The organism is Acinetobacter sp. CAU_H_S139_7 (assembly GCF_058599305.1).
The window spans coordinates 3493251-3517596 of sequence record NZ_CM178651.1; the positions used below are offsets into that span (position 1 = coordinate 3493251).

Genomic DNA, 24346 nt, shown 5'->3' on the forward strand with positions numbered 1-24346 from the left:
AACCACATTAGTATAGATTCGGTGAAAACTTTAACCTCTCTTGAATTAGATCCCACTTCAAAACAGGGAGAAATCGCCCTCACTTTAATCCGTATTACCACATCACTAGATGCTCTGGCGGGTGGAGATACTACCTGGATGCAGCATTTCATGAAGTCATCAAATAAATTAACTAATGGCATTCCGGTAGAACAGATTCAAAATGCTCAGGGATTGTTCTCTGTTTTACAATTGCTAGAGGGTCTTCGAGCAAAACTTTAAAGAAATTAATGCATATAAATAATTTTGTATAATATTTTGAAAATTAATTGATTTATTATATTGTAATTCTTTAATTTAAGATTTGATATCAGGACAGTAATAGCTGTGTTTTAGGAAAAATCAGTGAATAATAAGTTAAAAGAAATTGCAGTTAGATTACAGCAAATTTTAGACCAAATCACATTATTACAAAATGAATATCAAAGCCTTTATCAAGAAAAAGAAAAACTTATATCGCTTGAAGAAAAAAATAAGAATTATTTATCAGCAGAAGAAAGACTTTTATTATTTTCTCAAAGGTTTATTGGACGAACTGATACCTTTGCTTATCGTTGGGAAAATAGCAGTGGAAAATCTGGTTATTCTGTTGCTTGTGCAAATGAGTGGAAACATGGCATTTGTTACAAACCTCAAATTAAATGTTCAGACTGTAAAAGCCGTCAACTATTACCCATCACACAAGAAGTTCTTTATTCTCATTTAACTGGACAGAAAGTTATAGGCATTTACCCACTATTAGCAACAGATCAATGTAGGTTACTCGCAGTAGATTTTGATAAATCAGATTGGAAAAATTGTGTAACTGCATTTTCTGAAGCGTGCTTATCTTTAAATATACCATTTTTGGTTGAGCGCTCTCGTTCAGGTAATGGCGCACATGTTTGGATATTTTTCTCTGAACCAATTGCAGCTAAGCAAGCTCGCTTAATGGGTGCAGGTATTCTAGATAAGGCCATGGAACTTTATCCAGCTCTAGATTTTGAATCTTATGATCGTATGTTTCCAAATCAAGATCACATGCCAGCAGGCGGATTTGGAAATTTAATAGCATTACCCTTACAAAAGCACGCAAGAGCGCTAGGAAATAGTACCTTTATTGACAGTAACTTTAATGCCTTTACTGACCCATGGACTGTTTTACAACAAACTGAATTAATGAGTTCTTCTGAAGTTAATAATATTGTGAATGAACTAGGCTACAATTTCATCGAACAGAATCAAACAGATGTTGACCATGAGGCTCCATGGGTAAAAAATATTCCTAAAAAAAATCAAAAGATCGCGGGATGTCCAGACGCTATTGAATTGGTATTCGCAAATATGATTCACATTCCAATTCAGACATTACCCTCTCAATTGATAGCTCAATTAAAAAGATTAGCCACTTTCTCCAACCCTCGTTTTTTTAAAGCACAAGCAATGCGTTTTTCAACGACAGGAATTCCAAGACACATATGCTGTGCCCGCCTTGAAGGACAATATCTCAGTTTACCACGAGGATGCCTAACAGATATAATTCACTTGCTTAATCAACAAGATACTAAAATAAAACTAAAAGATCAACGTACTAAAGGCAACATATTAGTCAATATAAATCTACTTACCGAATTATCCTCTGAACAGGAAATGGCATGTAAAAAAATCCTTGAACACGATGTTGGAGTTCTACATGCACCAACGGCTTTTGGAAAAACTGTTACTGCAATCTCTATCATTGCCAAACGCCAAACAAATACACTCATTATTGTTCATAACAAAGAACTTGTTTCTCAATGGAAAGAACGATTACATTCATTTTTAGCCGATGTCGAAATTGGTACAATACAAGGTGGAAAAGCCAAACCATCTAATCAAATTGACATTGCAACATATCAAAGTCTAATCAACCGTGTAAATAATTCAATCAAACCTATCGCCTTTAATTACGGACAAATTATCGTAGATGAATGCCACCATTTATCCGCACCAAGCTATGAATTTCTTCTCAGTGAAGTCAGTCCCTACTACATTCTCGGGTTAACTGCTACACCAGAACGTCAAGATGGGCATCAACCCATTATTTTCATGCAAGCTGGTTCTATTGTATACAAAGCGAAATCCAACAATCACACCCAGCTTAAAAAATTATTAATAAAAGTAAATTATGAAGGTGAATTCCCAGAAATTTTCTTTGGTACCGAAAATAAACCACATATTTCAAAGCTGATGCAACATCTTACTGAAGATACAGAACGTAATAATGCCATTATTAAAGATGTCTCTCATTGTATTCAAAATGGTCAGATCCCGTTAATTTTAACTGAACGTAGAAAACATGCCGAAAATCTTAGAAATAAGTTGAATGATTTAGGGTATAAAACATCTATTTTACAGGGAGGTATGAGCCATACAAAAAACATAAAAGAAAAACAAAATTTAGATGATGCTCATGTTGTGATTGCCACGGGAAAATACATTGGTGAAGGTTTTGATCTTCCTCGTTTAGATACCTTGTTCTTGGCATTCCCGATTTCATGGAAAGGCACTTTGGCTCAATATGTTGGGCGTATTCATAGATCAAATGAAGGTAAATTTGAAGTTCAGGTATATGATTATGTTGATGTTAACCATCCGATATTTGTCAAAATGTTTCAGAGAAGGAGTAAAAGTTATAAAGCTCTAGGCTATATTGTAGAACAATCACACAATAATATCGTTTTATAATTTTAGATCTATTGACACTACCCCAATTTTCAATCCATAAGATAATTAAACGTAAAGCCGCTTTTAAAATTCTAAATGTGTGGGTCTCCTTGGCATCAAAATAACTGGCCATCACAAAGGATGCGGGTCCGAATGCAAATTTTAACTGTATTTTCAGAGTCATTTCAGATCACTACGTAGCTAAGGCTGTTTTGCAGATCGAAATGATAAAATCATAAATTGCTTTTCAAGAAAAAAGAAACTAATATGTTTCTTATAACACTAAAAAGCAATAAATGTGTCTACAATGAATGAGTCTTTACTTCAGCAAATCAAAAAAAGACGAACCCAATTGGGCTTAAAGCAAGTTGATATGCAATCCCGTACAGGCATTTCAAGACAGCAATACCAAAAGCTGGAAAGTCAGGGCAACCCTCGATTAGAGACCTTAGAAATTATCGCGGCAGGATTAAATGCTCAACTGATGCTCATCCCTGATGATAAGGTTCATTTGATTAGACAATTATTGAATGATGAAATTAAAGTCACTATTGAAGATCAGGATGACTTAATGACTAACCCATGGAAGGGTCTTCTCGGAGGAGAGGAACCATGAATACTGTTGCCGTCCTGAAATTAACATTACATCACGCTGTCGTTGGATACTTGGCAGGATTTCAGAGCGGAAAAAATATTCTGGTTTTTACGGATTCTTTCCGATTTGATCAGCAACGCCAGACCTTGAGCTTGCTGACTTCCCCCTTGTATCCTCAAGCGGATAAAATTTTAGAAAAGACCTATGTTACACATCAGCGCTTACACCCCTTGCTATCAAACTTGCTACCAGAAGGGGCATTACGTGAACTGATTGCACAAAGCCTCAAAGTACATATAGACAATGAATTTCAGTTATTGGCAGCTTTAGGTCATGATTTACCTGGAGCACTCATTGCGACTCCATTAGATCCAGAAGAAATTCCAGATGAAATAAAATTCAAACTGCAGATCTCGAATCCAGATCAAATTTTAAAGCAAGAGATTCGAACAGATAATAAGTTTTCCTTGGCCGGCGTCCAAATGAAGTTTTCCATGAAAGCCAAAGATGGGCGTTTTACACTAGCACAGGCAACGGAAACGACTCTACTCGGGGACTGGATTATCAAAACTCCTTCTTCCAGACATGCTTTTGTTCCGCTAAATGAATATTCTATGATGACCCTTGCCAAAACGGTCGGAATAGATGTCCCTGAGATTCGCTTGGTGGATATGGCCCTTTTACAAGACCTTCCACCATTAAATTTACCCCAAGAGCAATATGCTTTCGCAATCAAAAGATTTGATAGACAGAGTACTGCTGATACTACAGAGCTTATTCACATCGAAGATTTTGCTCAGATCTTCGGCGCATATCCACAGCAGAAATACAGCACCACAAATTATGAACAGATAGGAAAGATCATTTATCAATTTTCAGATAACAAAATTATTGATATTCAGCAATTTGCCAGCCGTTTACTCGTCAATATTTTACTCGCCAATGGAGATGCGCACTTAAAAAACTGGAGTATGATTTATCATGATAAAAGTGCACCCAGATTATCTCTCGCATACGATATATTAATGACTAGTGTATATATTGAAAATGAGCATCATTTCGCATTAAATCTTGCCAAAAATAAAGATTGGTATTTAGCTGAGATGAAACACTTTGAAGAATGGGCTGAAAAAGTCGGTGTTCCATGGCGTGTTATTGAAAAACAACTTCACGCAATCATGGACAAAGCACGGTCAGTATGGCCAGTGCTATTACTAGACTTACCTATGATTTCTATTTATAAAGAAAAATTAAGAGAACATTGGAAAAAATTGCATCCAGACTTTCAGATACTTACAGATGATTAGGGTAATCTGAAACCAAACTAAAATTTCTCAAACAAGTTCATCACGTCATTTTCCGTCAGTTTCGCTTCGCCCTCATGATCGGTACTTAGAATAGACTGTGCCAGTTCTGCTTTATTTTGCTGTAAGGCAAGAATTTTTTCTTCTATGCTTTTATTGGTAATCAGCTTATACACAAATACTGGCTTGTCCTGTCCAATCCGCCATGCACGATCTGAAGCTTGATCTTCAGCAGCAGGGTTCCACCATGGATCATAGTGAATGACCGTATCTGCGGCAGTTAGATTCAGACCGACCCCTCCTGCTTTCAGACTGATTAAAAATACTGGCACTTGTCCAGACTGAAATGCTGTAATGACTTCATCTCGCTTTTTGGTCTTTCCAGTCAGCTTCACATAGCCAATTTCTGCGTGATGGAGCTGTTGCTCAATCAGTTCCAACATTGAGGTAAACTGAGAGAAGATCAGAATTTTTCGCCCCTCCTCCACCATTGGAACGACCATATCCATCAACTGTTCAAGTTTGGCAGAGTGTGCCTGCCCGGTTTTCACTGAATCCAGCTTTAGTAAGCTAGGATGGCAGCACACCTGACGTAGCTTCAGTAAGGCATCTAAAATTTGAATTTGACTACGTTTAAAGCCTTTTTCTGCCACAATTTTCTGAATATTTTCCTGCATCGTGGCACGAACAGCCTCATATAACTTGGATTGCTGGTCATTCATATCAATATTGACTTCAATCGTAGTTTTTTCTGGCAATTCTTTGGCTACGTCAGTTTTCAAGCGACGTAAAATGAAGGGCTTAATCCGGTTGACCAGCTTTTGCCTTAACTGCTGATCACCGCGTTTTTCAATCGGATGACGGTACTTTTTATTAAAAATTTCTTGTGAATATAAAAATCCTGGCATCAGGAAATAAAATAGTGCCCACAGTTCACCCAAATGATTTTCCATCGGGGTACCTGTTAGACACAAACGATGTCGTGCTTTTAATTGCCGTACTACCTGTGCAGCTTTGGCACGCGGATTTTTGATATTCTGCGCCTCATCCAAAATGAGTTGATGATATTCATATTGCTTTAGTTGTTCTTCATCTCTCGCTAGAAGCGGATAGGTGGTTAACACAATATCATAGTGCGGAATCTGCTCAAAATTCTGATGGCGGTCGGGCCCCTGTAGCAGCAATACCTTGAGCTCAGGGGTAAATTTCTCCGCTTCTTTGAACCAGTTATGCATCAGCGATGTGGGTGCAACAATTAAGGCGGGACTGTCCTGCAAATATCCAGCCTGCTTTTCCATGAGTAAATGGGCTAAAGTTTGTGCTGTTTTCCCCAAGCCCATATCATCTGCCAGAATCCCGCCATGCTGGGTTTCCCTTAAAAACTGTAACCAGCCTAAGCCCTGCTGCTGGTATGGACGCAACTCCCCCTGAAAACCTTGTGGTGTCGGCAGTTGTTGCTGATAGCCTTGTTTGAATTTCTGTACAAATTGCTGCAGGCGATCACTGACCTGCCATGTCATCCCAAGATTATGCTGCAATTCTAATAATTGACTCGCATCATAGCGATCAATACTGCGCTCTTCTTGCTGTAAAATGCTCTGCAGATGCAACAATACCGGCTTAATATCCCTAGCGGATAGAGCCAAATCAGGTTGATCAACTGCAGTTTTCACGGTGAAAATTTGACTGTCATGCAGATGAATAAACGTCCGCGGATCAAGTAAATCAGGATTTACTCGCACCAAAGCTACGAGCGCATCAAGCAAATTATAAGAATTGCCTGCACTGTCTTGAACCGTCGCCCCGATATTGAACCAGTCCTGCTGTCCTTCAGATTCAGTGATAGAAATATTTAAATTTTCAACATATTGCAGGTTAAAGGGGCTGTTTTCCAGATGCTCTATCTGCCAGCCCATCAACTCAATTTGATTGATGGGCATCAGCTGTTTGATCCAGTCTCCATAGAAAGCAAAAACCATAGAATCAAGACGTTGTTTATCCAGTTTTAATTGCTGGTCATAACTAAGATCTTTCACCCACTTCAGTGATTCGACCAATAGCTGTAAACGCTGGATTGACTGTTGTTCCTGAACTAAGTCCCGAAGCTGTCGCACCATTTTGCCATGCTGTTCACCAATAAAACTGTCACCTGATGTACCTGCTTTAATTCGCCCACCTGCATAGGAGAATTCAATTTCAGCACAAACAGACTCTTCCCATTTCCAATCAAATTTATCTAAAACACCGAAGCGTAAAATTGGCTGGGGACTACCCTCAAGGACATCAATATGCTGAATAGACTCGGGCTGAGGCAGATTTTTCACGTCTGAATATTGATGAGTCAGTTTCTCAAACTCTGGCAAGAGCATAGATGGAAGATCAGGCATCTGTAAAAAATGGTACAGAAGATTTGCCGTATATTCACCATATAACTGGCCCACCGTGTTCTGTTGAATATCCACATAACATGGTGGATGGCTTGCGAGAATCTGAATATGAGGATTTGATTTTAAATCGAGTCGAATATCACCATTGACCAATTCAATGTTTAAATGCTCTGTCTGTTTGTTTAGACCTTGTTGCCAGATCAGTTCGATGTGATAGCCTTGTTCTGACCATTGAAGTGCAGCATGGCTCTTTTTTTGCCAGTACACATCGCCACTTTGAATAAAAGATTTGAAATGCTCCAATAAAATGCTGGAGATATCAAGATTGCTTTGATAAAAGCGTTCGTCGCTGTTTATTTTGGCGTAATAATAAATCTGGTTAAATAATTGTCGTTTTTGTTCAGGTAAAGTCAGATGCTTTCTGGTGATATTTTCATATTGGGTATAATAACTTTCCCCTGCAATTGAGCCGTTTTTATTGCGTCTGGCCTTCTGAACATCAACTGTCAATTTCTTTAAGCTGACCGACTGATCTAGCAGGTAAATTAAATAATTGTTTGTTTTGACAGATTGCTCTGGTTCAGTCTGTTGTAAATACCGTTTAAAATCATTCAACCAGCGCTGCGCCTGATCATCCCCCCATCGGCGTTTTGCGATTCCCTGCGGAGATTGAGATTCAGCATAACGCTGTTGAAATTCCTGACGATATTCTTGAAAGAATAACCGCGCTAAAGCAGCAGCATGTTTACAGTTATATCCAACTGGACAAGTGCAGTCATCATCGATTAAACGGTCTTTTTTAAGATTATAGGTAATCGCGGTATCGTAATAATCTGTCCCTTCAATTTGAGCATACATCGTGACATCATCATTTTCCTCAAAGAACTCAATTGTTTCCCTATCAATGTGTTTAGCATAGCTCAGACTGCGCTGAAGAGTTGCAGTACTAAAGCGAGATAGAAAATTGATCAATAAGGACATAATTACCAGACACCAAAATGTTTATACAATTATAACGGACAAAGCTGTCATTTCAGAACAGTAGGGCTCGCCAACGTATCAGAAGAAAATAAATCCATGCTCAAAAAAACTTAATGTTTACTACAATGGATGGGGTGAATATTGGCTCGATTTGTAAGGTTGCAATCCTATTCAGCAACATCGCTCATGATCTATTACCTGGACAAATTCAAGTAGAGACTCTCCAAATGATCCAAAATAGGATTGGGCATAATATTCATTTATTGCACTAAATAGCTTTCACAAAGCTTCTATGAAGGGCTTATTCTAACCGTTGTTTTATCACGGCATAAGCTACACCAGTCACCACACTTCCAATCGCAATCGCCAATAAATATTTTAATGGATAATTCATCGCATTCGGAATGATCAGTACCATTACACCGCCATGAGGAGTGACTAGTTCACATTTAAATAATGCAACCAAAGCCCCAGTTACAGCACCACCTGCGATCGCGCATGGAAGCACTCGAATCGGGTCTTTGGCAGCAAACGGAATAGCCCCTTCCGAGATGAAACATAGGCCCAGAACTACAGCAGCCTTCCCTGCATCTTGCTCAGGTTTGGCAAATTTATGCTTTGCCAGAAAAGTTGCAATTGCCATACCCAACGGTGGTACCATACCCGCAGCCATGGTAATCGCCATCGGTCCGTATGTTTGTGACGTAAGTAAGCCTACCGTAAAGGCATAAGCTGCTTTATTTATTGGCCCCCCAACATCAATACACATCATACTCCCAAGGATAACCCCCATGATCATGGCATTGGTCGTCCCCATATTGGCAAGGAAGTGTGTGAGTAATTCAAACAATTGTGCAACAGGCTGTCCAACCACATAAATCATGATTAAACCAACAGCTAAACTGGCCAATAGTGGAATAATCAAAATTGGTTTTAATGCTTCTAGGCTACTTGGGAGTTTAAGCTGTTTCGATAAAAATAACGCAATATAACCTGCAATAAAACCTGCAACTAATCCACCGAGAAAGCCTGCCTCTAATTGTGTAGCAAGTAAACCGCCAATCAAACCTGGAGTTAAACCCGGACGATCCGCAATAGAATAAGCAATGTAACCTGCCAGCATAGGTACCATAAGAGTAAATGCTGCAGCACCTATTTGCTTTAAGGATGCGGCAAAGCTTCCTTCAACAGGATTGAGGCCGAACATAAACGAGATGGCAATGATCAAACCGCCCGCCACCACCATCGGCAGCATGAAAGACACCCCTGTTAAAAGGTGTTTATAAATTCCAGTTTTTTCTTTGTTTTCATTTTCTGTTTTAGTGGCTGTTTGCTTACCCGTTTCAAGCACTTTGGCCTCAGCAATTGCATTTGCAAAAGTCTTATCCGTTTGTTTAAGGGCAAATCCTGTACTGCAGCGATATACACGTTTGCCTACAAAGCGATCTGTATTGACCTCAATATCCGTTGCTAAGATCACGACATCTGCTTTGGCAATACTTTCTGCCGATAAAATATTTTTAGCCCCAACCGATCCTTGGGTTTCAACATCAATCTGATAACCGTGCTTTACTGCACCTTGTTGTAAGGCTTCGGCCGCCATAAACGTATGCGCAACACCAGTTGGACATGCTGTAATGGCGACAAACCGTGTAACCCCTACATTGGCTGCAATAGTTTCATCTACAGCATCTGAATGCTCAAGAACCTCTTGCAAAAGCATGATCGCATCGTGTTGTGCGTTATTCAAACCAATGACTTTCACAACCTTGTCACGCAGTTGAGTCGCATCTGCCGACTTCTGTCCAACAAAAACAACCGTATCAATAACATTTGATAAATCGAGATGCTCAACTGATGTCGCCACATCATTGGAAATACCAAGTGCTGTTGCTGCTTTAGACAGTTTTTTGGCCAAAATCACTGCATTAATCGGCTGCTCGGGACTATGTGGCACAAATAAAATATGTTTAATCTCTTGCATCGTATTAACTCAATGATTGGACTGAGATTTGCGATTTCAAATCTTCAATAACAGCAAAGTCTGGAAGGGCAAACCCAATTTGGGTCACAGCGTTGCTCGCAATTGCGGTTGCTGTTTTCAATGTTTCTTCTGGGGAAGTTGAACTCAACAAGCCATGAATCATACCTGCCAGCAAGGAATCTCCCGCACCCACCGTACTTTGGACGGTGACTTTCGGTGCAGTAGCATGCAGGGGTTGCGTGTGGTGAAGCCAGTTCACTCCGTTTTCACCCATCGAGACCACAATATGTTCGATCTGACTATTTAAACTGGCAAAAAGATGCTGCTGTTCTGCAAACGTTTCTGCTGGCAAATGGTAAGTTTCCGTCAACTCATCTGTATTAGGCTTAATCAACCAAGGATGGGCAGCAATTGCTGCTTTCAACGCAACACCACTGGTATCTACTGCGACTTTTTTACCCGCAGACTGTAACCATAGAATCAGTGTCGAAAGCTCTTCTGCAGAAAACCCTTGTGGCAAACTGCCACCAATCACAATCACATCAACCTCTAAAATCAGTTGAGATAAACGTTCATATAGTTGTTTTTTTGCTGAGCTATCTACAAAAAAGCCCTTGCCATTGATGTCAGTCATCTGACCAGAAGCTTCTGCAACTTTAATGTTTTGTCGTGTTTCACCTGCAACATAAATAAATTGGTTATCAAATTGCTCTTGCTGGATATGATTGTCAAAAATTTGACGGTTTTCTTGCCCCAAAAAGCCACTCACAATCAGTTCATGTCCCAAATCCTTAAGGACCTGTGCCACGTTTAAGCCTTTACCTGCTGCATGGCTTTGGGCCGTTAACTGACGATTGACCTCGCCAACTTTTAGTTGATCCAATTGCACGGTGAGGTCAATTGCAGGATTCAGAGTAATGCTTAATATCTTAGCCATTCGTAATTACTCCACCAATGCACGTACGGCAGACGCACTGTCACAACTTAAGGCTTGCTGTGCGACCTGTTGGCAATTTATATAGTTCAAACCACGAATTTGCGCCTTCACCAATGGAATACTGGTACTCGACATACTCAACTCATCCACGCCCAAGCCTATCAATACAGGCACAGCTTTTGGATCAGCAGCCAATTCACCACAAATGCCCACCCATTTACCATGCTGATGTGCTGCCCGAACAGTTTGATCAATCAATAGCAAAATACTCGGATGTAAGCCATCAGCCTCAGCAGACAACAGCGGATGACCACGGTCAATCGCCAGAGTATATTGAGTCAAGTCATTGGTTCCAATACTAAAAAAATCAACTTCTTGAGCAAGAATTGGAGCCAACAATGCTGCCGCAGGAACCTCAATCATAATACCGACTTGTAAGTTTTCACATGGATGCTGTATGCGAACCTCATCCAAAATTGCTTTTGCTGCTCGCCATTCTTCAACCCGCCCAATCATCGGAAACATAATTCTTAATGGGCGATTATCCGCTGCTTTAAGTAAAGCAACCAATTGCTGACGTAACAACTCTGGCTTACGTAAAGTCAGACGAATACCACGTAAGCCCAAGAATGGATTTTCTTCCTTTTCAATAGGCAAATACGGCAAAGGTTTGTCCCCGCCCACATCAAGTGTACGTACCACCAATGGACGACCCGCCAAAGCATCTAACACCACCCGATAATCGGCTTCCTGTGTAGCCTCATCAGGCGCACTGCTGTGTGACATAAAGACCAATTCTGTGCGTAGCAAACCAATTGCTTCTGCCCCATCGGCCACAGCCTGTATCGTAGCGCCCACTTTGCCAATATTGGCTGCGATTTCAACTTGATGTTGATCCAGTGTGATGGCAGGTTCTAAACAATGCTGTTCCGCTTGTTCTCGTAACTCACGCTGGCGTTGGCGCTCTGCAATGGCATGATCAATCTGACTTTGCTCGGGTGAGACCACATACTCACCAGTATCCCCATTAATTAGCACTGTGGCATGGTTCTCAATATTTAAAACAGCTACACCCGCACCTACGACTGCTGGAATAGCCAAAGCACGTGCCACAATAGCACTATGAGCACTCGCTCCACCAACCGCGGTCAAAATGCCTGCAACACGATCTTTATTCAGACGCGCTACATCACTCGGACCAACATCATGCATAATTAAAATATAAGGTTGCTCGGGTTCTGTGACATCGGCCACACCGCACAAAGCAGCCAAAACACGCTCACCAATATCCCTTAAATCAGCCGCACGCTCTGCCAGTAAACGATCGCTAAGTGCAGCCTGTGCGGTAGCAGCCACTTCAATATGATCATGCCAAGCTGCAGCAGCAGACAACCCCTGTTTTAAACCGCGTTGTACACTTTGGAGGAGGTCTGGATCATCCAGCATTTCCAAATGTGCCATGAATATCTGCTTAATGGCAGTAGATTCAGTATGTGCAATGAATTGACGTAAGCTATTTTTCACCTGATGAAGCGTAATTTCAAGCTTTTCATTCTCAGCTTTAAAACTCTGTCCGCGACGTTCATAACTAAATTCACGTGGCTTCACCACATGTGCAGGACCAAAAGCAAGGCCAGTTGATGCAGCAATAGCACAGCTACCCGTATCGCCATGTGATTCAAAAGGCATTAATTCCAAAGTATTTACGACTGGGTCACTACTGCTATGCTGATGAGACACAAGGTCAACAGCTTCAACCTCTTCTCCTAAGCCCTGTTGAACTGCATCAATAATCTGTTCTAAGCCTGCTACAGCATCGGTATCAGGTTCTGCAATAAAAGTCAGAGTTTGACCACGACGGCATCCCATGGCTAATAATTTGGTTAAACTTTTTGCCGAAACGTATGCCCCATCATCTACAGCAATGAGAATATCCCCTGCAAATTTCTTGGTCATATTGACCAAGTATGTCGCAGGACGCGCATGTAGACCATGAGCATTAGCTAAGACAATACGACGAGATGGCCAATCAGGAATCAGTTCAGCACCAATTAACTGCGCCAACTGGTGACTATCTTGCTCTTGGTTGAGGGTAAGAACTTGTTCAGTATCAAACAAAATATCCATTAACCGTTGAAACCGTTGCATATCCAGTTGCTCATTACTGGCAATACACACCAAAGTCTTGAGCATTTCCTGCTGATGGCTTAAAACCTGTTCCGCTTTTACCAAACTTACAGCTGGGCTCAAAACATGCTGGTTAGAAGTGATCGACCAGACCCCCTCCCCTAAATGAATCATGCTGTTTAGGTTTAAACCCGACAGAAAACCACACTCCACCATTTTTTGCTTTTTCAGCAGCTGTGTTGCCTGCCAAATTAAATCTTCTACATCCAGTGCGGGAACTTGGGTGGCGATTAAATTTTCATGCAATGCCAAAGATGCGGGTTGGGCTTGTAATAATGCAATAATTTGCTCTGCGGATTGAGCCTGTTTCACTTGATCAGCGACATCATTAATTAAAGCCCGCGTCAAAATTTGTAAGACTTGCAAATGCTCATCTGATTTCGCAGCAATCACTACTGCTAAATAAATTTTATTTTCACCGTCCCAAACAACTCCTTCAGGAAAGTGCGCCAGACGAATACCAGTTTTTAAAATACATTGGCGAGACTGAGGCGTCCCATGCGGAATGGCAATTCCTTGCCCTAAATATGTTGCACTTTGTTGTTCGCGCGCGGTCAAGCCATAAATATAATCAGGGGTAACCAATTGGTCTTCGACTAAGATATCGACTAGACATTGCAACGCTTGTGCCTTATCAGTGGCGTGTTGTTTCATTCGAACATGTTGTATATCTAGCGCGAGCATAAAACGTCCTTGCAAAGCAGCATAGTGAGAAGCCATGCCTTTTTTACTGGAGAAAAAATAAAAGTCGAATTCTACTCAGGATTTACACAAAAATCTGTATATTTTGATTTTATCTTGATAATCATCATTACGACGCAATTAAGAAACGACGAGATTCTCCAGAGCTCAGTGTTGCGATAGTTGGGTTTAGTTCTAATTGAACCGCTCTATCTGATTTCAGGGGGTATATTTTACTTTTTTCATCGGATCACTACGCTTCGCTACGTCTTGAGAAGCAATGCGTCTCATCTCAGAAAGTTTGGGCTCCGACAAACCCGGTACGGTTCAGTCCTATGAATGAATCAAACTCTTACTTCACTGTATCCGGACAACTGAGATAGAAACCAAACTGGTTCTTGTAAATGGAAAAAATATGGGCTTCAGATTTCGCAAGAGTATTAAAATATTACCTGGATTAAAAATCAATCTGACGCATAAAGGCATCAGCAGTGCAAGCATTGGCAAACCTGGTGCTTCTTTAAATATTGGCAAAAAAGGCACCCGAACCAGCGTTGGTATTCCAGGCACAGGCCTATCCTATTCCAAGCACCAACCCTATAAGAACAGAGCTGGCAACCAAGAGAATCTTACTCAGGAACAACAACCACTCTATACATCACATACTGAGAAACCCAAATCGAATGTCTGGATTTGGGTAATTTTTGGATTATTTTGTTTTATTGTCGGGGCTATTATTTTTTAGAATTAGCCGTCCTTTGTACCCATAACATTCATTCCGCTAGGCAAAATTTAATTCATTCATTACTATGGACGGATGTTAAATACAATAAAGGGTGCCGCTAATGTCTGATAATGACAATACTCTGGATTATGATGAAAATGATTTAATCGATTCTCCCTTATCTCAAATTTTACAAGAGGATAATGAGCAAATTGAAGTTCTAATTTATCGATTACCTGATAGTGACTGGACACTGGAAGTGGTAAACCAAAATGGTACTTCTACGGTATGGGATGAAACATTCCCGTCAGATCAGGAAGCTCTATCTGTCGCTTTAGATGGAATTAAAGCCGCAGGCGGTATTCAGGCCTTTTCAGAGCTCAGTGACCTTGAAGCAAAGAACAATATTTTTCCTGAATCCCTTACTCGCCATTAAAAATGAAGCTGCTGGCTTGGATCTGAGTCAGTATTTTCTGGATTCTTAGAACCTGTCGCGATGATAGGTACACTTCAACCCAAACCCATCTAGTGTTGAAGGGTCAAAATTTTCATCAAACATAAACTCATCTGCTCGCTCTTTTCTTAATGTCGCCAAGGCATAAAAGAAACATTTCTCACATAACTGCAATTCATATCTTTCCTCGTCATGCTTGGAACCATAGCCCCAATGCGCCGATAAAGTTCCAAACTCTAGTTTCGTTGATTGGTTGCATACATCACATAAAACATCAGTAATGACTTCTACCTGTTTCAGTTCTTTGATCTCCATATGCAATTCCTTGTAAATCCAACTTAAACATTCTAAATATTTACTAAAAACATAATTCAATAGGGTTTTAATTACCGCTAAAAAGATTAAAAACACTATATATAGTGAAATTTACAATTTAATAACACAATATAGGGTGCGTAACCCTTGACTCCCCTATAAAAAGTACGTGAATATTATAGCTTATTTTTCAGCCACTTGGCATAAATATGGGGAGACATCAGCATATGTCTATAAAAAAAAAGCTATTGAAAGTCATCGTGTATCTTCAAAAAACTTACAGTTAATGTGTTATCCAAAATGTATGCATGCCTACCAAATCTGGATTGCTCTATTTTTTCAGCTTAATGAGAAACAGCAAAACTATCACTTGAATTTAACTTTTAAGCAGAATATCGAAATCCCTCTTCTGACAACAGACAAAGCTGATCACTATTTTTTTAGTAGTCATTTCAGCTGGATCTATGCTTATTTTTACAATAAGTATAAAACTGAATTTACGTTTAGAGCTTATGAAAAAAATAATTCCTACGAATTCACCATCATGGCTTTAAGCGAAGTAAAGGCCTTACTATGTTCCGGATTACATCACTCAATTCATGGCTTAGATATCATCGCACATTGGCTAAATGAACAATACTTAGCCGCACATCTTCAGGAAGTTTTCGGTCAGGAAGTTCTAACTATCAATCATCTACGAGAATTATCAGGGCTGTCTAAATCCAAAAGTCCAGTAAGTTCTATTTCAAATTATGCTGGTCCACTTTCATTAGAACAAATTCTGGCTGGAATATCATCATGAACGGATATAGTTACTTAGAAGATACTCAAGAATTAAAGCTTGAGCCGTTTCGAGAATTCTATCAAACACTAGCAGAAGCAAAGCTAGAAAGTTTTCAAAATTCAATCAAACTCAATGAGTTCATTAAACCTACTAAAATTATTGAACTTAACAATATTATAAATCAAAAACTTGTAGAAAAATCAATCAGTGAATATCCTCTGGTTCATTATCTTATTGCAGTCATTAATACGACTTCAGCATATCAAGCTAATGCCCTGAAATGGGCCATTTTTAATACTCAATGTATTGAATTGCTTGATAGCAAAGAACATGCAGCCACTGTAGCTAACCTCTGTAGACGTTTTCGTTTAGCTAGTACAAAGCAAGAATACTATTGGCTTTACAATTTCTTAGCTCCTCTTCCTATAGAATTAAAGGATCTGCTTGAATTTCTAAACCAAGAAGAAACTAAGAATAGAGAGTTACTTAACCGCTCCACACCAAATTTAGATGAAAAACAAATTGGCCAGCTGGCAAATCTACGTGTCATCTATCAATATGTCTTTACTCAGTCTGAACGTTTAAAACGAAATCGCCAAAGCAGTTCAGGTGCCAAAGAAGCTCCTCAAACTGATGTTCAAAAGATATCAAGAATATCTCTCGATGATGAACAAACGTATCAGACTCATTTTGAACAAGGTACAGCTAAACAACCACGCGAAGATAAAACTATAGAAAAAGTTGAAGATCATAATTTTGAATTTAATCCTCTTGAGCAATACTCTATTACAGCTCAGGTCAATAATCTTAAGAACAAAGTTCTGCATCAAAACAAGAATCAGTTAATGAGCAAGTCAAATCCTCGTGTCTTGGATTTGCCTACCGCACAGCATATTATGCGAATTTTGTTTGAACAGGCAAAAACCTCTCCAATTCATGCCTTACTTTTATTTTCAGTACTCAGTTTGACACATTATAAAGAGCTATTAGTATTTCAGAAAAATTTCCGTCTGAGTTCAAAAAGAAAAGAAATTACTTTTAGCCCTGAAAACTTCTATTTTCGGCAAAGTTTTGATAACTCTAAATTTAAAGATGCTTTATTAAAAAAATATATGCTGAATAGAGGAAATTCTTTTACCATCCCCTTACCCAAAGTTTATTTTGATCAGATTTTTCAACTAAAAAAGTGGGATAAAGCTGATATTGCTTCAGATGTACAAGAATACTTACGTAGAATCAGTGACGGCCTTACTTTTCATTTAACAGCTCGAAACCTTCCTCGTTTAATCAGCGATATCACGTTGAATGAATTCGGATATGAATTGGAAAGTAAATTACTTAGTGGAGAAAACGTTAATAGCTACACCCCAAACCATTACTATTCAATGAAAATTGTTGATATCCTCGATATTTATAGCCAAACACTTTATCTGGTTTGCAAGCAGCTCGACACTAGTTATATCGAAGACTTTGAATCCCCTGTTAATTTCGGTAGTCAGCAAACGCCAGACCTGCCTCTGGTTAAATCCTTTTTTAAACAGCTTGACAAGCAAGTTCGGGGAAACCCTAACCCTTTCAAAACACTGAAATATTATTCAATTTGGCTATGGTACGTTTGCATGATTATGACATCTGCCCGACCAAATGAAGCCTTTCCCCCGAATCTCGATTATCTTGATCTCGACAACTGTTTGGTGGCTGTTGCAGATAAAGAACAACGTTATTCGGGTACCATTGGACGCTACCTACCATTTAATAATTTTCTTCGTGATGAAATACAGTTTTATCTGAATTATTTAAAACAATTTCAGCACCTTATGAAGGCTTGTGCTAACCAAGTAAAAACAGCATTAATTCAAGAAATCTTTGATGGTCAATGCCCCTTTCTTGTATATCCCAAGACTGAAGGATATATCCGAAATTTAGAGCTTGCTGATATTGAAAAGAACAGTCCAAATATAGTTTTGCAGCGCAATTGGACTCGCCATTTCGCTCGCTATTTTTTTGCACAGCACTGCGATGAAGATATGCTGAATGGCATCTTTGGTCACGATGGGCCCATGCAGGAACTTTTTGACCGCTATTCGGGTTTTCAGGCAACCGATTACGATCACATTCGAGCAGCGCAAGACAAGCTGGTCGGACTCTTAAAGCTTAAAAGTATGTCTACATTTAACGGGTTCCTGATTGAATGAGTAAACACCCACACTCCCTCAAAAGAATAAAAAAGCATAGAAAAAACAAAGCATTTCTTCTGAACTTGTTTAGTGAGAAATGTATAGAGCTGACGCCTGAGAACTATTCGGAAATTTGTCGTCAAGTTGATAATCAGCTTTTAGAACACTGTAAGTCAAACATCCGTAGCTATCAGATGGCCCGTATAGAATTTGCTAAATATATCAAGCGCTTTAATCTTTCATCGAATCAGTACTATCCAGTGCCTGCCGCTCCCGTAAGGTACGAAAGGTCTCTGCCACTACAAAATATTGAAACCTTAAAACATGGTAAAAAAGTTACTCAATTTGCCCAAAATATGATTGCTTACTGGACAAAACGAAATGACTTCAGTCCCACCCAATCTCTTGGCTTTTGTTTGATCAGTTCAATATTATTTAATGGCATTTATAACCATGCCGAATTGCAATTTTTTTTAAAAATCATTTTAAAAACAAAGAAATTTCAAAGTTTTTTAAACCTAAATCATATGGTAACACTCGAAATCCCGAACCGGAATTTCGGTAATCAGCGTATAAATGACCCTGATTTTTCAGTCAGCTATACAAAAACGTTTGTGCTACACGACATTGTGAAATGCTGGATCTACAGACTTAAACATCAAAAGTTTGATTTATTTTCGGATATTGAAGATGCAGAACATCTGATTAACGCTTGTATTATTGAATGCTTCCCTGAGGAAAAGGTACGTTGTAAAGACCTGTTAAAATACGGTTTTTACTATACACAGTTCCTGAAAAACAGCGGACTGGATCAAATGTCCATTTGTATCCTAAAAAATGAAATTTACAGTTCTAGTCCTCTCGAAAAACAATTAGAAGCTTATTTTGTTCAGTTTGAACAAAAGCACACCAATAACATTAAAGTTGAGAATACTTGTGAAAACCATCGGAACCACTCTAGAGTCAATATCGCATCAGATATAGCAGAAACTCTTGTAGAAATACGTCAAGCCATTCGTGCAAAAAACTATAAAGATCAACTCATAGGGTTATATTCCAGAGAACTGTCTCCTGCCTTAGAGCGTTTGTTGCTGTGGACCATCCTACGTTCCAAATTAACAGAGACTCAATTAAACTGCTTAAATCAAATTATCCAACAACAGAAACGATTTGAGCGCAAGCTTATACGTGCAGATTTTCAACCTATTAAGCAAAGCTCTCTAAATACCATGTTTTCACAGTTTGCCATCGATTGGCTGATGGCAACGCAAGACAAAGACATTTCATCATTTTCAAATGCCGATTTTGAAGATATGTATGGAGAAATGCTTTTATTAAAGAAAGAAACAACTAGAGAGACTTTACAAAAACGTCTACAGGAGTTTCATCACAAACAGACATTATTTTTTAACGCGCCCACTGTGGATCTGGATAGTTTAATCCAAGTAAAAATCTGCAGAACCGCATTGATCTCGCCCCATATTTTTTACCACATGCTAGAGCAGCTCGAAAATACTCAAGATATTTCGATTCAGGATAAAAATATATTTAAACTGATTTTTATTCTGGGGTTCAGAGTCGGACTACGGATCAATGAAACATTGAATATCTTCGTACGTGATCTATTTATTAGTGAAGATGCTGTGATACTCACCATTCGCAACAATCGCAATAAAAATCAAAAAAGCTACTCAGCTTACCGCAAGATTCCCCTGCATCATCTACTTAAAGCCGACGAATTACATACATTTAAAACATATAGTCAGAATAGAAAACGTCTGCTAAAAGAACAGGGAAAATCAGTTACACAACCGCTGTTTTTAAAACAGTCCTTAGAAGAAACTCATGAAAATGAAGTGAATTCCCTATTGAAACAATTGATCAAGACAGTTTTTGGAGAACACCATTTTACTTACCATAGTCTGCGCCATTCTGCATTTAATCATCTTTACCTGATTTTAAAAAACTCAACACTTGCAGATGCATTTACTGACTATAGCCCACATGAGCAATTACGTATCCGTTATGCATTGTTGCGAAACAGAAATACTCAGCAAACCTGGTATGCACTTTCTCATTTTGCCGGGCACCTAACGCCTGAGACCACTTGTTCAAGCTATCTGCATTTAATGCATCTAGCAATTAGCTACCAGCTGAATCAAATGCACAGCCCGCTTCCTAAAGAAGCCTATTTTAACATTCTGAAACATGATGATGCCATTAAATATCCTGTTCAGCAGCGGGCGATCAAACAGTTTTTATTTGATCAACTCACTAAAGACCGTTACAGGCAACATGATCATCAATTTCAACTAGGTCAACAGAAATCGCCTGATTCACTGATGCTAGGAGCTCATGACTCAGAGATGACTTTTGAATTATTGCATCACATTCTTGCAGTAGAAAAAGAACAAGACCTTATGTTACCTGAAGCTATTCCTTTGCAAATCGCGCAAAAATTACGTGCTAGAGCCCATCATTTGAAAACCTCCTGTGTAAACCAAAAAAAATCATCGAGGTTATTTACCACAGATTTTTTAAGGAAAACTCCGAATGCATTGGTCACCATGTTGCCAACCAATCAGGAGGAAAAAAAGGTCATTCAACATGTTCAGGAGCGTTATGCAAATGTACAAAGTAAATACAAAAAACAGCTTCATACGATCTACTCAATTTATCTTGAAAAAGTTCAGCCCAATTCAGCCCAGTTAATTTTTGAACTCAATGAAAAACGGCAACTGAAGAAACTTCTTTCTTTTATTCATAGCTTATTTCCCAAAAAATATCTTCATTTAGAACTCTCTCAGCAGAGCAAAACAGAGCTCAAAAAGACATTACAGGATTTAACATTACGGGCAGAAAACTTCAGCCTGACTGAAAATGAAAGGCGAATTAAGTTCTGCTTCAAGGGTAAAGATGCAAAAGCACTTGGGGTATTCAAGTTACTGATGTATCTGATGATAGTTTCTCATCTTTAATGCAAATTATTGGATAAGTTTGCCACGCATTCTTATTCGTGGTTTACCAGTCATTCCTGTAATGATTTAATATAGACTTCCAAGCGTGAGTGGTAAAATTAATCATCTTAAAGAGCAATAACTGTTTGTCCCACTAGCCAAATAATGTCTGTCCAAGTTAGCACAAAATTTAATGATCATTTAAACAAGAATTTGCAGTATTAATTTACAATTCGAAGTGAATAAAAAGCATAAATTGCCGCAGCACAATGAAATTGAAGAAATATTTTCAGAATATGATGAATAAGTTGTGAATCGGTACCCAATAAGTTATCAGAAAAGATAAACCCCTGCCCATAACCTCATTGCTCCAAACCACTTGTGCCAAATATTCCAGATTAACCTGATAGCAAATACTGGTTCCTCGCGACATCAGGCGAAACTGATTAAGCTTAAAGCAGGTTGTTAGACTCTATTAAATTGTAAATGTCTAATTAGACTTCTTTAGTCTAATTAGATCTAATCAGGCCAATTAAGCACCCTCCTTACATCAAATGGTTTATTTTTATAAATCCATTATTTTGTGTTTTAATAGATATATATAGATATAAGACCCAATATTATGGATTTAAAATTCAAAAAGCCTGAAGAGGTTGTCACGTTATTATGTGAAAGGCTTCGCAAAGAACGACTTTATCTGGAAATGACTCAGGCAGACGTCGCTACACGTGCTGGTATTAGTGTGAATACAGTATCTAATCTGGAAGCCGGTCGAAATGTTTCATTTGAAAATTTAGTACGCGTTGCCATGGTATTGGGCCGATTAAAAGAATTAGAGGAACTCTTCAAACCTCATTTAAACAGTGTAAATGACATTCTCCGCTATGAGAGCAATACGGCTCGCCAACGTATCAAAAGGAAATAAGTCCATGCTCAAAAAACTTAATGTTTACTACAATGGATGGGGTGAATATTGGCTTTGGGGTACACTGGTCTCCTCAACCGCAATCACAGGTCGGCCATTAATTGCCTTTGAATACAGTGCAGAAGCGATCAGTAAAGGTTTAGAACTTTCCTCTTACCTACTTCCATTAAAAGGTGACTCATTAAGAACGAACTTTCCTACACATCAAATGGGATTGCCAGGTCCTATATATGATGCCCTACCCGATGGTTGGGGCATGCTTCTTATGGATCGCTTATTTAAAAAAAATGGACTCAATCCAGCACGGATTGGGCCATTAGAACGACTCACGTATATTAATACACATGCAATGGGGGCATTATCCTTTGAACCTTCAGCACCTGAGTTAGCATTAACTGAAAATATTCCACTGATTAAACTCGCTCAAGAAGTTCAGCAAGTTCTCAAAGGAGAAGGTGCAGAATTTTTACAGCATTTATTAATTATGGGTGGATCTCCACAAGGTGCAAGGCCAAAAGCACTCGTCTATCGTGATCCTGTCACCAACGAATTCTCAACAGTTAGCTCACATCAACATGAAGCTTGGCTGATCAAATTTCCCGCTCAGCAAGAGCATCCTGAAGTTTGTGCAATTGAAGCTGTTTATGCAGAATGTTTGCGTCATTGTCATATTGATACCCCTGACACTCAATATTTTACTCTTCCGAATGGATTAACCGCATTTGCATCAAAGAGATTTGACCGCCACGATGGCATGCGTATCCCTATGCAAAGTTTAGCGGCCTTCACCGGAGCTGATTTTAAATCACCAGGGAGTTTAGACTACAGTAACTTTCTTCGCGCTGCACACTTTTGCACCAATGATGTTCGCGAAAAAGCAATTGCATTCAAGCGAGCTGTTTTCAATGTAGTCTTCAATAATCGAGATGATCATTGCAAAAACTTTTCATTTCTGATGTCCCAAAATGGGCAATGGAAACTCTCCCCTGCCTATGATGTTACTTTCTGTGAGGGGCCAGGTGGATATCATCAAATGGATATCATGGGTGAGGCACTGGATATTCCTCGACAAGCTCTTGTAAAACTTGGTACTCAGGAAGCGGAACTTTCTGCCCAAGAAGTCGATGAAATTATTGGCTCGATTTGTAAGGTTGCAATCCGATTCAGCAATATCGCTCATGATCTATTACCTGGACAAATTCAAACAGAGACTCTCCAGATGATCCAAAATAGGATTGAGCATAATATTCATTTATTGAATTGAATATAAAAAATTTTCATGAGGATCAAGAATCATTATATTAAATTATATAATGTTGTTGTTTCTCATGAAAATTCGCACCAAAATACAGGTGACTTTTATAGACTAAAATTTCCAATATGAAGTGACCAAAATACCCTTAAATGATCTAAATTTCTAAAAATTTCACCCCACTAAAAACTATACACAATCAATTAAATCATATATTTATAGTTAACATCATTTAATGGCATAAATCTCGGTGACCTTGCCAAGGTTGGGGTCGCGAGTTCGAGTCTCGTTTCCCGCTCCAAATTCAAAAAAGCCCTCATCGAAAGATGGGGGCTTTTTTATGCATTTCTGAACCTTACTCAAATTAGTATACTAACTCTGACAATCAAAAAATGCTGAATTAAGACATCGAACCAACGAGGGATGTCTAAAAATAGAGCATCCCTCGTTGTAAGAATCCATCCTAATACTGCTGCTATACAATGAACTTGGAATTAGATTGTTCTTATTTGGAAATTCATCTCACGCATTCAAACACATTAAAACTTCACCAAATCCCCTTTCAACGCCACACCCGCGAGTGCTGTACCTTTCGCGCATTGATAAGTCGTCATACTACGTGTTTCATTCGACTTATAGAAACTCACCAGATTAGTCACAGCATTTGCACCATTAGCTTTGGCGGTATTTTGAAATTGAATCAATGCCGAACGAAGTACGTGATCACATGAACTTTCCGCAGATTTAGCAAAACCATTGGTCTTTTTATTGGTCACTAGGCCTTTTTCAATCACTTTACCGCCCGACTTGGTTCCCGCCAAATAAAACTTCACTGAACCATCGAGTACCCCATCTGCAACAGCACGGTTTACAGCTTCTTGAAACTTAAAATCATACATTCTGTCTGCAGCTTGAGCCGATGCAATCGCTCCTAAAGACAACACAGCGACTGCACAAATATTTTTGAATAACATGGTT

General features: G+C 39.0%; 16 protein-coding genes and 2 pseudogenes. 12 read left to right on the forward strand and 6 right to left on the reverse strand.

All coding sequences use genetic code 11. From position 1 onward, the window contains the following. Nucleotides 1-6: 6 nt before the first annotated feature. From AC4MC0_RS16825 to AC4MC0_RS16840, 4 genes and pseudogenes are all read left to right on the forward strand, one after another. Nucleotides 7-261: pseudogene (locus AC4MC0_RS16825) on the forward strand (antitoxin Xre/MbcA/ParS toxin-binding domain-containing protein); the annotation flags it as partial. A gap of 123 nt (nucleotides 262-384) precedes the next feature. Then, on the forward strand, nucleotides 385-2745 hold the full coding sequence (locus AC4MC0_RS16830; protein ID WP_001060549.1) for a TOTE conflict system archaeo-eukaryotic primase domain-containing protein: 2361 nt from the start codon (nucleotides 385-387) through the stop codon (nucleotides 2743-2745). A 286-nt stretch (nucleotides 2746-3031) separates the two neighbouring features. Next, entirely contained in the window at nucleotides 3032-3340 is a 309-nt protein-coding gene (locus AC4MC0_RS16835; RefSeq protein ID WP_001005874.1) for a helix-turn-helix transcriptional regulator, read from the forward strand. Next, nucleotides 3337-4626 carry a type II toxin-antitoxin system HipA family toxin gene (locus AC4MC0_RS16840; protein WP_068543925.1) on the forward strand — a complete coding sequence of 430 codons (1290 nt, stop codon included), beginning with the start codon at nucleotides 3337-3339 and terminating at the stop codon, nucleotides 4624-4626. Before AC4MC0_RS16835 ends, AC4MC0_RS16840 begins: the two co-directional genes overlap by 4 nt. Before the next feature lie 17 nt (nucleotides 4627-4643). On the opposite strand, the gene AC4MC0_RS16845 is transcribed toward AC4MC0_RS16840, so the two are convergent. Next, nucleotides 4644-7991 (reverse strand): DEAD/DEAH box helicase, encoded by a 3348-nt coding sequence (locus AC4MC0_RS16845; RefSeq protein WP_005403888.1) that lies wholly within the window; start codon nucleotides 7989-7991, stop codon nucleotides 4644-4646. A 140-nt stretch (nucleotides 7992-8131) separates the two neighbouring features. On the opposite strand from AC4MC0_RS16845, the pseudogene AC4MC0_RS16850 reads away from it, so the two are divergent. Continuing rightward, a pseudogene (locus AC4MC0_RS16850) lies at nucleotides 8132-8263 on the forward strand (serine/threonine-protein kinase HipA); the annotation flags it as partial. A 29-nt stretch (nucleotides 8264-8292) separates the two neighbouring features. On the opposite strand, the gene AC4MC0_RS16855 reads toward AC4MC0_RS16850, so the two are convergent. From AC4MC0_RS16855 to ptsP, 3 genes are read right to left on the reverse strand one after another with little or no spacing between them, the layout of a single operon-like run. Beyond that, nucleotides 8293-9975, reverse strand: a complete 1683-nt coding sequence (locus AC4MC0_RS16855; protein WP_325087001.1) for a fructose-specific PTS transporter subunit EIIC — start codon at nucleotides 9973-9975, stop codon at nucleotides 8293-8295. Nucleotides 9976-9979: 4 nt separating this feature from the next. Continuing rightward, a complete protein-coding gene (gene pfkB, locus AC4MC0_RS16860) occupies nucleotides 9980-10912 on the reverse strand; it encodes a 1-phosphofructokinase (protein WP_068543922.1) in 933 nt (310 codons plus the stop codon). A gap of 6 nt (nucleotides 10913-10918) precedes the next feature. Continuing rightward, nucleotides 10919-13783 carry a phosphoenolpyruvate--protein phosphotransferase gene (ptsP, locus tag AC4MC0_RS16865; protein WP_068543934.1) on the reverse strand — a complete coding sequence of 955 codons (2865 nt, stop codon included), beginning with the start codon at nucleotides 13781-13783 and terminating at the stop codon, nucleotides 10919-10921. Nucleotides 13784-14195: 412 nt separating this feature from the next. Between ptsP and AC4MC0_RS16870 the strand changes: the two genes are divergently transcribed. Then, nucleotides 14196-14525 (forward strand): DUF4236 domain-containing protein, encoded by a 330-nt coding sequence (locus AC4MC0_RS16870; RefSeq protein WP_068543919.1) that lies wholly within the window; start codon nucleotides 14196-14198, stop codon nucleotides 14523-14525. Between the two features lie 100 nt (nucleotides 14526-14625). Further along, nucleotides 14626-14940 carry a hypothetical protein gene (locus AC4MC0_RS16875; protein WP_039909086.1) on the forward strand — a complete coding sequence of 105 codons (315 nt, stop codon included), beginning with the start codon at nucleotides 14626-14628 and terminating at the stop codon, nucleotides 14938-14940. Nucleotides 14941-14985: 45 nt separating this feature from the next. Here AC4MC0_RS16875 and AC4MC0_RS16880 read toward each other — a convergent pair whose 3' ends face one another. Next, on the reverse strand, nucleotides 14986-15273 hold the full coding sequence (locus AC4MC0_RS16880) for a hypothetical protein (protein WP_039909085.1): 288 nt from the start codon (nucleotides 15271-15273) through the stop codon (nucleotides 14986-14988). A 169-nt stretch (nucleotides 15274-15442) separates the two neighbouring features. Between AC4MC0_RS16880 and AC4MC0_RS16885 the strand changes: the two genes are divergently transcribed. The 5 genes from AC4MC0_RS16885 (at nucleotide 15443) to AC4MC0_RS16905 (ending at nucleotide 23380) form a co-directional block, all read left to right on the forward strand. Next, nucleotides 15443-16075: a hypothetical protein gene (locus AC4MC0_RS16885; RefSeq protein ID WP_005403882.1), complete on the forward strand. Its 633-nt coding sequence runs from the start codon at nucleotides 15443-15445 to the stop codon at nucleotides 16073-16075. Further along, nucleotides 16072-18252 carry a hypothetical protein gene (locus tag AC4MC0_RS16890; RefSeq protein ID WP_005403881.1) on the forward strand — a complete coding sequence of 727 codons (2181 nt, stop codon included), beginning with the start codon at nucleotides 16072-16074 and terminating at the stop codon, nucleotides 18250-18252. The genes AC4MC0_RS16885 and AC4MC0_RS16890 overlap by 4 nt, the downstream gene beginning before the upstream one ends. After that, complete coding sequence (locus tag AC4MC0_RS16895) at nucleotides 18249-21212, forward strand: tyrosine-type recombinase/integrase (protein ID WP_005403880.1); 2964 nt, start codon at nucleotides 18249-18251, stop codon at nucleotides 21210-21212. Before AC4MC0_RS16890 ends, AC4MC0_RS16895 begins: the two co-directional genes overlap by 4 nt. A 601-nt stretch (nucleotides 21213-21813) precedes the next feature. Then, nucleotides 21814-22116, forward strand: coding sequence for a helix-turn-helix transcriptional regulator (locus AC4MC0_RS16900; RefSeq protein WP_000364388.1), 303 nt, complete (start codon nucleotides 21814-21816; stop codon nucleotides 22114-22116). Between the two features lie 4 nt (nucleotides 22117-22120). Then, the gene (locus AC4MC0_RS16905; RefSeq protein ID WP_004728771.1) at nucleotides 22121-23380 is read left to right on the forward strand and encodes a type II toxin-antitoxin system HipA family toxin; all 1260 of its coding nucleotides are present in this window, start codon (nucleotides 22121-22123) and stop codon (nucleotides 23378-23380) included. Nucleotides 23381-23907: 527 nt separating this feature from the next. On the opposite strand, the gene AC4MC0_RS16910 is transcribed toward AC4MC0_RS16905, so the two are convergent. Beyond that, a complete protein-coding gene (locus tag AC4MC0_RS16910; protein WP_004983978.1) occupies nucleotides 23908-24342 on the reverse strand; it encodes a hypothetical protein in 435 nt (144 codons plus the stop codon). Nucleotides 24343-24346: the final 4 nt, after the last annotated feature.

Bases quoted from the DNA above. Each gene is read 5' to 3' on its own strand.
- AC4MC0_RS16835 (WP_001005874.1), top strand. From the start codon at position 3,032: ATGAATGAGTCTTTACTTCAGCAAATCAAAAAAAGACGAACCCAATTG.
- AC4MC0_RS16840 (WP_068543925.1), top strand. From the start codon at position 3,337: ATGAATACTGTTGCCGTCCTGAAATTAACATTACATCACGCTGTCGTT.
- AC4MC0_RS16845 (WP_005403888.1), bottom strand. From the start codon at position 7,991: ATGTCCTTATTGATCAATTTTCTATCTCGCTTTAGTACTGCAACTCTT.
- AC4MC0_RS16855 (WP_325087001.1), bottom strand. From the start codon at position 9,975: ATGCAAGAGATTAAACATATTTTATTTGTGCCACATAGTCCCGAGCAG.
- pfkB (WP_068543922.1), bottom strand. From the start codon at position 10,912: ATGGCTAAGATATTAAGCATTACTCTGAATCCTGCAATTGACCTCACC.
- ptsP (WP_068543934.1), bottom strand. From the start codon at position 13,783: ATGCTCGCGCTAGATATACAACATGTTCGAATGAAACAACACGCCACT.
- AC4MC0_RS16870 (WP_068543919.1), top strand. From the start codon at position 14,196: ATGGGCTTCAGATTTCGCAAGAGTATTAAAATATTACCTGGATTAAAA.
- AC4MC0_RS16875 (WP_039909086.1), top strand. From the start codon at position 14,626: ATGTCTGATAATGACAATACTCTGGATTATGATGAAAATGATTTAATC.
- AC4MC0_RS16880 (WP_039909085.1), bottom strand. From the start codon at position 15,273: ATGGAGATCAAAGAACTGAAACAGGTAGAAGTCATTACTGATGTTTTA.
- AC4MC0_RS16890 (WP_005403881.1), top strand. From the start codon at position 16,072: ATGAACGGATATAGTTACTTAGAAGATACTCAAGAATTAAAGCTTGAG.
- AC4MC0_RS16895 (WP_005403880.1), top strand. From the start codon at position 18,249: ATGAGTAAACACCCACACTCCCTCAAAAGAATAAAAAAGCATAGAAAA.
- AC4MC0_RS16900 (WP_000364388.1), top strand. From the start codon at position 21,814: ATGGATTTAAAATTCAAAAAGCCTGAAGAGGTTGTCACGTTATTATGT.
- AC4MC0_RS16905 (WP_004728771.1), top strand. From the start codon at position 22,121: ATGCTCAAAAAACTTAATGTTTACTACAATGGATGGGGTGAATATTGG.
- AC4MC0_RS16910 (WP_004983978.1), bottom strand. From the start codon at position 24,342: ATGTTATTCAAAAATATTTGTGCAGTCGCTGTGTTGTCTTTAGGAGCG.